Raw genomic sequence first — 11,726 nt, 5'->3', positions numbered from 1 at the left:
ATTTTAACCAATTAAAAAGGAGATAATTATGAAAAAAGCAAATCAAGAATACCAAAACAATAAAACAATTAACAACCATCTTAGTAAAAAATTACTTGCAAGCAGCGGTTTTTTAACCGGTGCTATTGTTTCGCTCTCGCCTTATCTTGCCAAAGTAATTACTCCAAAAACAATCTATGTCCAAAATTTTGTTGCTGATAATGTAAGTCCTAATTCAGGTGATTTTAGTTTTAAACTCCAAGGTAAAACAAAACAAGATACTGACTGGGCAAAAAAAGCTGACTTAGAACTTGTTTATATTAGTCAAAAATCACGTTATAGTGTTAAAACTAAAGTCGAGTACGACCCAAAAACTGACACATTTCATACTTATGCCGATAATTTGCTTGGTGGTTCAATTTATGAATTACAACTTGTAGCCCCAAATAATCCGCGTTATTATTTTAGTTTTTCAAAAACATCGCAGTTTTTTTCAACAAAAAATCAAGTTGAAAAATTTAGTCATTATGATATTGAAAATGATACAATTTTAGATCTTGATTTATTTGACTCACAAAATTTACTTGATTCAGCTAATTTAATTTTGTACTACAAAGAAATTGGTTCAAATAAAATCCTTGAGGCAAAAGGACAACTTGTTGCCAAAAATGACCAAAAACAAGCTAGTTTTGTGCTCAGAAATTTAGATCGCAACCAAAAATACGAAATTGTTGGCATAAAATATTACTTTGATGATCCTGATCAGCTTTTTGATTTGGCAATTTCGCCTTTGGCTAATCGTTATTTTGCCCCAAGTCCAATTGCTGGTAAAATTTTAAATCTTAGCCAAAAAGCCTACGGTCTAAATTCAGCTTTACTCGAGATTTCTTTGGCTTTTGAAAACAAAAATATTAAAATTAATCCAAATGAAAAAATTAATTTAGAATATTATTACAAAGACGAACTAGACAATTTCCAATTTGGTGTTGCAAATGATGTTAGCTTAATAGTCCAAAACAATAAAGTTTTTGCTAATTTAGATTTAAAACAAATTCCTGGGGGAACCAAATTCTGAATTTCACGAATTTGGAATAATTCTGGCTCTTTGGCAATTTCAACAAATAATAATCTTTCATTTATTTCAGCACCTGAAATTGCCCGAATTAGAACTTTTGTTGATGCAAATAATACCTCAAGTTTTGATATTAAATTCAATGACCAATCATTAATGTTAAATGGCAAAGAAGTAAAAATTAATTTCTTTGCTGATGACCAGCCAACTAAAATGCTGACAAGTTCAGCCCAAGTGGTTGGAAACAAACTATTTTCTTTGGCAAAAAATTTACCAAAAGAAAAACACTTTACAATTTCATCACTTGAAATTGTTGAAAATGCCACAAATTTTGATGAAAATGGTCAACCCCAGACTAGTCAAATTTTCTTTGCTCAAAATTTTGACCAAAAACAGAAAAAGTTCTTTACTAATGCAACAAGTGCAATGGTTGAATCAGTTGTTGTTGACCGAATTAGCGAAGATCAAAGTCGCATTAGCATGATTCTTGATTCAGTTGATGATTTTATTAAAGATAAAATTGCAACTCTATACTTTAAAGTGGCTGGATCAAGTAATTTAATTAAATCTCAGGCACAAGCTTTTAGTATTAATGGTAATAAATTGGTTCTTAGTTGGGATTTAATTAACCTTGAACCCGGAACTAATTATTTAATTGACTCAGTCGGAATTGCTGATTCTGCAAACGAATTTGTTAATAAATTATTTTTAAATTTTGGTCCTAATATTAGTACAAATAAACTAACTTGAACTACCCGTCCGGCTGTTAGTTCAATTACTTATACAACCAAATCTGACACTGCAGTTGAACTTAATATTGCCTTTAAAAATATCCTAGAGTCACTAAAAAAAGCAAAAATAACTTATAAAGAACTAATACCTGGCGGGACTTCTAAGACTATTGATGCAATTATTGAAAATAATTCAATAATTGCCAATCTAGAAGTAAATTCGCTATCAAAAGGACAAAACTATTTAATTGAAAAAATTGAAGTTGAAGACTATAAGTCATCAAAAGGTGATTCGGATATTTTAGGCGTTTCAAAAACAATAACTCCGGCTCAAAAAATATTTGGTGTTCATGCTCCTTTGGTTTTAACTAAAATTGAAAATACTAGAGAAGAACAAACAACCGCTAAACTAAAAGTAACTTTTAGTCCTGAGACAATTAAGGCAATTGGTAATGACAAAGTAAAAATTTACTATTCTCTTGCAGGTTCATCAAAACTCTTATCCGCTTTTGCAAATCAGACTACTGGTCAAAATAATGATAATTCTTTAACTTTTGAGCTAAAAGATCTTGAAATTGGTTCAAAATACAATATTAATTCGATTGTTCTTACAAAAGAAGTTGAACTAAACAATCAAGATACAAACAGAGTACTTACTGAAAGAAATATTTTATTTGGCGATGCTGATCATAAATTTGACTCAAGTGAGTCTTCATTTTTCACCCAGAGTGCAATTATTGAAGTAGGTTATGATAATTCTTACGAGCAGCGTGTAATTGCTACTTTCATTTTAGCTGATGCAAAAGGTGTCTATAATGGTAAGACAGCAACACTAAAATACCGTCTAAAAGCAAAAAATGGTGATGAGGCACTAGCAACAACCGCTAACTTTAAAGAAGGAAAAATTAGTGCTAAAGTAAATAGTGCACGTATTTTATTTGATATTACCGACCTATACAAACAAGGTCTTTATGAAATAGATAAAAACTCTTTGGAACTTGAAGGTACAGCAACTTCTCCTGCTACTGCTCCTGCTCAGACCAGCGGGCGTGTTCGCCGTTCCCTTGCTCAATTTGCCGACACTAATACAACCGCAGTTTTAATTCCTTTTAAAGATAAACTACTTGACTCAGCAGAAAAAAGTCAATTTGAAACTATTCCAAAAACTGCTAATGTTACAAAAATTCAGCTAACAAATCGAACTAAAAACACCGCTCAATTTGAAATTGAATTTGGTAAAGATTTTATACCAAATCACCAAAATGCTCAAGCCGGAAACACCACCGAAAAGCTTGATGATTTTCTTAACAAAAACAAACTCAAAGTTCGCTTTAAAAAATACGGTGGTGAGCAACAGGAACAAATTGTTGAAGCAACAACAAATGTTGCCAGCCAAAAAACAACTTTTGAACTAACAAATCTAGAAAACGGTCAGCAATATGTAATTCTTGGCTTTGAACAAGTCCAAGATGATAATGCTCCACAAAGCACACCAAAAGTTGATATTTATTTAGATGATCTTGATTTTTATAAAGACCAAATAATAGCAACTGCAGCAGTAATTAAAAAAATTGAATTTGATACTGAAGTTGAAACCCAAGCCCGTCTTCGACTTGAACTCAAAGATGATGGAAGATATACTGCCGGTAAAAAATTAATTGTTGAGTTAGAAAAAATTGACGGAGCTGCTGGGACTCAGGGTCAAGCTCAAGGTCAAGCTCAAGGTCAAAATTTAATCTTAAGCAGAACAAGTCTTAATGGAATTTATGATTTTACCTTTTTAAATTTAGAAAAGGCAACAAAATATAAAATTAAATCAGTTAAATTTGAAAAAGAAGCTGCTCCTGCTACTAATTCTGGTGTTCAGACTTTTGCCTCAAGACGTTCTAAGCGTAGTTTAGATCCGGTTTTAGTTAATGTTGACTCTCAAACTGCTGCAATTCAAGAAGAAGAAATTGAACTACTTGAAACAGATACAAGTCTTGAGGACAAAAAATCATTTGTTACAACAGCTAAGACTGCAAAAATTGTCAAAATTGAAACTGAGTCAATTCAGACAACCTCTTTAAATGTTAAACTTACTCTTGATAATGTTGATGACTATTTAAGCCAAAAAACACTTCAATTAACCTACAGAAATTTATCAAATAACACAAGTACTTCTCAAGATGTTGAGGCAACTGTCGATACATCAGCCAAAACAATTACTTTCCAATTAAACAATTTATCTCCCGGAGATAAATACGAAATTGAAAATATTAAACTAAAAGAAGACTCTACCCAAGTACGAAATGAACTTGATCTAAAGAAACAAGAATTCAAATTTGAATTTGACAACTCACCAAATACTCAGGCTGGTTTTGAAAAACAATTTTTCTCACCAAGACCAAGTTTAGCCCAAATTAAGCCAATTTCAACTTCTGAGACTTCTGTTCAAATTAATGTTAAATTAAATGACAATGGTGCTAATTGAAATAATAAATTTTTACAAATTAAAATTAAATCAAAATCTGGACAACCAGTTCAGAGTCAAATTCCAACTGTTTATAGTGCTGAAATAATTAACGGAAATGCTGTTTTTGACATTAGCGGTCTAGAAAAAGCTGGTCAATACGAAATTGAAGAGCTAAAAGTTCTTGATAGCCTGCCAGCTCAGCCTCAACCTAACCAAATTCAAGGTGGAGAAAAAGTTGATGGCTTTGACGGTGCTGCTACTGCCGGCCAACCAGGTCAACCAAACCAAACAGTAACTAAAGAATTTGTACTTGATGCTGAATCAGCAACAATTACTGATATTAGTTATAAATCTGATAATACAAGTGCTGAAGTCAGAGTTAGTTTTGCCCAAAATGAGCAATTTTTATACCAAAGTAGTGCTAATACAAAAAGAAAACTTCAATTTACTTTCCAAGATGCCCAAAGCGGCCATCAAGTAACTACTCAAAAAGAATTTGAAAGCAGTCAAGGTCAAGGTACAAAGCCAACAATTGACCTTAGTCTTGATTCAGTTAGCCCTGGAAATTTATATGTTCTTACAAAAGTAGAAGATATTACCCCAGAAGTTGATGGCGGTCCAAAAAGACTAAAAACTTTCAAATTTAGTGATCCTCAGCAAGCCCAAGGAACCCAACAAACTACAACTCCTGAAGTTCTATCAAAACTTTATTTTGCAACTAAACCAGAAGTAATTGCTTATTCAATTGATAAAATTTCTGAGACAAAATATCTTGCTAGTTTTACAATCAAAGACCCACTTGCCGGAAGAAATATCACAAATGGTGGATTTGAAGGTCGTGATGTTGAAGCAACTTTACAAAAAGTTGTTGATGCAAAAGGAGAAGACCTTCAACAACAAACAGTTTATAATGTTACAAAAAAAGGAAAAATTAAAAACTCTAAATTTAGTTTTGAATTTGAAGACTTAGAAAAAAATGCTATTTATAAACTATTTAGTCTAACTTGAGCTGATACAGTAAAAACAGAACAAACAATTCCAGGTGGTTCTAAAGCAATTCGGATCGATGTTGATCCAACTACAAAAACTAATCCAAGTTCAAATCAAATTTTTTCAGATTTTGCAATTAAACTTAGTGATCCAGGGACAAAAACACAAATAGAAGGAAATGTTGCTGGAAATGGTCAAGTTGAATTTGGTGGTCAATTTACTATTAGACCTGAATCAGCAAAAATTGACCAAATTGATATTAATGACAAAAAAGTTGACAGTGCAACAATTACTTTAACTTTTGATAAAACTGATGAGTATTTAAAACATGTTGACTATAAAGATAAGTTAGAGTTAATTTATTATCAAACTGGTTCAACTATTGAAAAAACTGCTCCATTGACTCTTGATGCCGTTGACCAAGCTAATGTTAAATTTAAAGCTGAGCTAACAGACCTTGAAAAAGGTACCGGATTTCGTGTTTTAGGAATTAAACAAAAAGATTCTGGTGGCAGCACCAGACGTCGTCGTAGCACAAGTTCAGCTAAGCCATTAAATTTTGTTTTTGATACAAAAGTAACTGAAGAAACCAAAAAATTTGCAACTCTACCAATTGTTAATTCAATTTTACAGTTCCGTAATGATGCAAATCCTGAAAATTATGATTTTATTTTAAATCTTAAAGATACTGGTGATGTATTTAAACATATTCAAGCCGGTCAAAAATCAATAAAAGCAAAAATTCAGTTTAAAAAAGTTGTTGATGGTAATGAGGCAAAAGACACAATCCGGGATGTATTAGCAGAGCTACAAAAAACTTCTGCAACAAGTGGTCAAGCTAAACAATCACCAGACGAGCCAATTCAAGACAGTACAACATTCAAATTTACGCTAACCGGATTAGATCCCTTTGCTCAATATTACATAACAAAAATTGCTTATGATACAAATAATAAATTAGATAGAGTTTTAACTGCTAACACTGTAACTAATGGTCAAAATTCAGGACTCTTTAATTTCTCACCTCAAGCCGAACAAAAACGAGCATTTTTAACTTATCCAGCTAAAGTTGATGTAAAGTCAATTGACATTGAACCTGATTTTAGTCAAAATAATGCAAAACTAACAATTAAATTTGATCCAAAATTCAAAGCCTTTCTTGAAACACACCAAAAAATCAAAGTTAACTATAAAAGTCCAAAAGGTTTAGGTCAAAGTGTTGAAATTAACCCAAACAATTTTAACGATTTTAAATCAACAGTAAATACAAGCGCTCCAGAGCCAACTGTTGAAGTAACAATTAATAATATTAATGAACCAGGAAAATATGTTGTTGAGTCACTTGATTTTCTTAAACATGAAGATTTAAAAACTTCTCCTTTGTTATCAAATTTAGAAGTTCCACCAATTGCAATTAAAGAATCAGTTACTATTGCAAAACGTAGTTTTTATACAAATACAAAAATAATTGCAATCCGTAAAAAAGCAATTTCAGAAACAAGTGCAACAATTGAACTAGTAATCGAAGATCCAAATGGTTCATTTATTGGTAAAGCTGTAAAAGGAACCTTTACATATGGTATTAACCAAACAATGGAAGAAAATGGCACAATTATTGCTGATCAAATTGAGAAAACTTCAAAAGTTGTCTTCCAATTAAAAAATCTTGATAAAAATACTGACTATAGCATTACTTCATTAGTTTTTGATCAAGCCCAAAACCAAGACCCAACAACCCTTGGCGGTGCTCAGACTCAATTCCAAAATCAGCAAAATATTGAATTTGACGACCAAAAAATTCAAGAAAATGCACAGCAAGACTCAGGCCAACAAGCAACTGCCGCAGAAGAAAAACAATTTAAAACAACTTTTGAATCTGCTACCGCCTTAGGAATTACTTATCAATTAGATAAGGGGCAAACCGCTAAGCCTTGGCAAAAAGCAAAAGTTAGAGTATTTTTCGCAAGCCAAGACAAACCACTTGAAGAAAAATCAACAAGACTAAAATTAGTTTATAAATCTTCAAAACAAGGAATTTCTAATACAACATCAACTTCTGTTCAGGCTAGGTTAGTGACAACTCAAGGCAACGCTTCTCAGAGTTGACTAAATAATCAACCTGACCGAGCTCATTATTATTATGAATTTGATCTTGATAATTTAGATGCAGGAGCACAATATACAATAATTGGTCTTGAAGATGAAGCCCAACAAATTAAAATTATTGTTCCTGATCCTAATGCCCCAGTTGCGGTTAATTTCTCTTCTCAGCCAAGTCTTCAGTCTTCATTTAGTTTTAATACCGCCCCGCTAATTACAAAAATGACTTATGTTCCTAGTGAAACAAGTATTAAACTAAATTTAGCTGTTGAAAACTCACAAAAATTAGACTTTAGCAATCATAGAGCTATTATTAAATATAAAAAGCTTAATAGAAAAAATAATGACTACGGTTGGTGAGACCCAACAAAGGCTAGTGCTAGATCTACAAACAAAGATATTGATTCAGTCACAGTTAGAGTGCCTCAAAGACAACCAAGTCCAGCAGTTCAAGCTCAACAAGAAAGTGAAGAAAATTTTGGAATTACCTTTTTAGAATTTGAACTAGGAGGGCTCGACAAAGGTTCTTGATACTTAATTGAAGAAATTAGTCTTTCAGCTAGAGGCCAAGGTACTACACCATTAAGTCTTTATATTGACAAAGAAAAATTGCAACCTGAAGACAAAAAACTAGCAACTTCTGAGTCAGAAAAATGACAGACAATTGTTAATACAACAGTTGAAACAACAGCAATTAAAAATGTAACAAGTTCAACCACAGAACGTTCAAATATAAGAGTCAATGGACAGACAAAAAACAGTGCCGAACTTACAAGTGGTTACTTCCAAATTGAGCTTGAAAGAGACGATCTAATCTTTTTACAAGATAAGTATAATATTCAACTTGAGCTTGAATCTGTTGAAAGAAAAATCTTTTATAGTGAATCAAAACAAATAGAAGCTTCAAGCATAATTAATTCTGGTCAAAAAAGACAACTCGTTCTTGAAGCTAAGGATCTTATTCCTGGGGATAAATATAAAATTAAAAATTATATATTTAATCTAAAAGAAGGGGTTCAAGACAGATTTGGTGTTCGTTTGCCTCAAGAATTAAAAGTAACTCCACCAGCAAATAATTCAACTATTGACTTAAAAACAAAAAATGCAATTAAGGCAATTAAATATGAGGCTGTCTCAGAAGGTCAAACTAATGTTGATGTTGAATTTTACAACAACAATGGTGAACTAAATAATCAAAATTTAACACTATCAGCCGAAATTGACGAAGAATTTGGAAATAAATATATTCCAACTACTTGAGATTCAAGACAGAAAACCGTAAGTAGTTCAAAACGATTAGCCCCAACAGCCGGACAAATTACTTCAACATTACAATTTCAAATTAACTCTAACCTTAAAAAAGCAAAACAATATATTATTAAGTCAATTAAAAAAGGTAGAGAAGATATCACCTTCGACACCCCAATTAGTCAAGAAAGTGCCTTGCAACGTAAGTTTTACTCAATAGCAGAAAAAACTAAATTAATTAATACTACAATTAGTGAAGTTACAACTGATTCGGCAACAATTAAATTAGAATTTGACAAAGATGATGCTTTTTTAAAAGACGATCTTGTTACATTGTATTTAGAAAAAGGTGATCAGTCCCAATCAATTGGAGCTACAACTACTATTACTAATTCAAGTAGTGGTGGTGATAAATTAGAAGCTACTTTTAGATTCTTAAATATTCTTGAACCTGGAAGAAAATACAAAATTAATGCCTTGACATCAAAAACTGTTGATCTTAAAGTTGATGAGGCTTCAAAAGTTCAAAATCCTAATTTAACTCAAGGTTGAAAATTTACTTCTACAAGTTCAGGTGGCGCCGGTTCAAGTTCTACTAGTTCTGCTTCAGGTGGCTCAAATAACCAAGTTATTCTTGATTTTATTACTCAACCTTTAATAACAAATATTGTTAAAACAGAAATTAATGATAATGATGCTACAATTGAACTTGAAGGTTGAACTAAAGATATCCAAGATGCTGGCTTTAGCCCTAAATTTACTGTTACTGAGAAAAATCCTACACCAACTCAACCACCACAACCAGCTCAACCTCAACAACCAAAAGAGGGAACTATACAAGGTTCTACCCCTCCTGTTGATAACAATAATAAAATTACCTTTAAAGTTTCTTCTTTAGATCAATTTACCGAGTATAATAATATAACTCTAACATTAAAAGGAAATGGTGGTGCCGGAGGTACTGGAGGTTCAACCCAAAACCAACTTAGCCAAGATTTAACTGTTGCATTTGCTCCCGAAATTGCCTCAGGGGCAAAAAAGGATCTGCGAGAGTTTCGAACAACAGCTAAAAAATTAAATTTAGCTGATAGTGGTGCGGTAACCCTAAAGCCAATTTCAACCACAACTGTAAATCTTAGTGTTAAACTAAAAAATCAAAAACAAGCTGATTCAATTGCTGATGTTCCTTTTTCGGTATTATACAAAAAAGTCTTTCCTATATATCAAGGTGAAGATTTGGGTATTCAAGATATAAGTTCAAATCCAGTTTTAATTAATCCACAAACTCAAACTTTAACTTTTAATATTTCAAATCTTGAACCAGGAGCAATTTATGAAGTAACCCAAATTGCTCCTAGTGATTTTAGGATAAATGAAAATCATAAAATTGAAAGTCTTAATTATAATGGTGATCAACTATTGCAATACCTTAAAACAGTTGATGGCCTACCGGTTAAGCAGCATTCTAGAAGCGGAAGTAATCAAGACAAAATTTATTTTGCCCCACTTAATGTGCCAGTTAGTCTTGAGTCAGCTTGATCTCACCCGCTAAGATATGACTATTATGAAGGCGAGCAAATCTATGTCAAATTTAATAAAGAAGCTGGAACAGCGATAAATCTTGAATGATTAAAGCAAAATCTTAAAGTCAGATTAATACCTAATACTACGCACAGCGGTCGACAAACAGCAGCTCAACAACCGGTCGAAAAAGAGCTAACTAATACAGGAAGTTATTCTCAAAAACAAAGAGGTCAATTTAATGGTGATGTTGTCTTATCCGACCTACAGTGAGACCCCTTAAAGACAACGGCAACATTTAAGTTGCAGCCAAAATCTTTAAAATCAATTGTTGGTGCGCAAATTCAAATCACAATGAAAGATATAAATAATTATCATCTTGATCCTAGCAAGGATGTGAATAGTGCTCAAAGCACTCAGCCTGGTGTTATTACCACATCTACCCCCGCCCAACCCCAATCCATAACATTTAGAATCCAATCTAGTGCGGCTATTGTAACTCCAACTAATGTTGACTATATGAATCCAGGGCTAATTGGCTTTAGTTATGCAATTTATGATCCACTTGATTTAATTCAAAAAACTGGGAAAGATTACAATCCTTTTGGGGAATTCCCACATTTAACACCTTATGATGAACAGGATTGGCTGAAAGTTGTTATTAATAAAAGACCTAATAATTTGAATTTTAGTCGCACTCTTGGTGTGCCTAACAGAGGAATTTTCGACAACAGAAATTGAGGCCAAACTCAGCTTCGAGAACTTGATGTTCCCGAACCGCCTGTTGCAATTAGGACAAAAACTGATGTTGGGCTTGGAATAAAATATTTGACACTTTACTGAAGAGTTCAAACTAATTTAGGAACTTTCCAACTCCCTGAAAAGTTCAGAAATGCTAAACCACTTTGATATCCAGCCGGGGAAGTTGTTCATTTGCCAATATCGCTACAATTCAAAACGGACAGTATAAGTAGTTTGTCATCAACTTATTCATTTGTTTTAAATTCACCTTATGGACTCACAGGGCACGTGATGCCATATACAACTACCGCTACACCCCATGATGCTAAATCCATAGTAAATCAAGGACGAAATTATTGGGAAAGATGAAACCGAAGATGAGGCCAACAGTTTGATAGTGATAATTTAATTCCTCGAATTAACAAATTTCCAAAAAATATTTCAAAAGTGTTCTGATCTGCGCCCTCATTTGAATGGACAACAAATGATAGCGTTCTTAATGATGTCTTCTTTTTAAATAGAGCACTTCCTAGATCGCAAAATAATAACTACGACTTTTGAATACAAACAGGAATAGGCGGTCATGGTGGTACTCCTTATACTAGTGACGATTGAGATATCTTATATATAAAAAATAAGGAAGGATCGAATAATTTTCCAGAATTATCTAGAGCCACTCTTCATTGAAATTGGTGGGAACAAAGATGAGAATCCCAAGGTTTTGAAAATCAACAACACAAATCTTCTTGAATAATCTCCATTACCCACAAGGTTACTGGTCATCCACTATTATACGACCCACTTAATTACTATGCAATGTTAGGTCCATTCAGACCGCCTGAACTACCTGAATAATTTTAATAATATAAACACAAAGAAAAAAGAACAG

General features: G+C 32.7%; 1 protein-coding gene. It reads left to right on the top strand.

Translation table 4 applies throughout. The features are described 5' to 3' along the window. Nucleotides 1-28: 28 nt before the first annotated feature. Complete coding sequence (locus QJQ40_RS02100; protein ID WP_282860990.1) at nt 29-11,692, top strand: DUF1410 domain-containing protein; 11,664 nt, start codon at nt 29-31, stop codon at nt 11,690-11,692. Nucleotides 11,693-11,726: the final 34 nt, after the last annotated feature.

Origin of the sequence: Mesomycoplasma ovipneumoniae (genome assembly GCF_030012565.1) — a bacterium.
GTDB lineage: Bacteria > Bacillota_I > Bacilli_A > Mycoplasmatales > Metamycoplasmataceae > Mesomycoplasma > Mesomycoplasma ovipneumoniae_D.
Note: the sequence above shows the minus strand (reverse complement) of the source record. Positions and strands in the feature narration are given on the sequence as shown.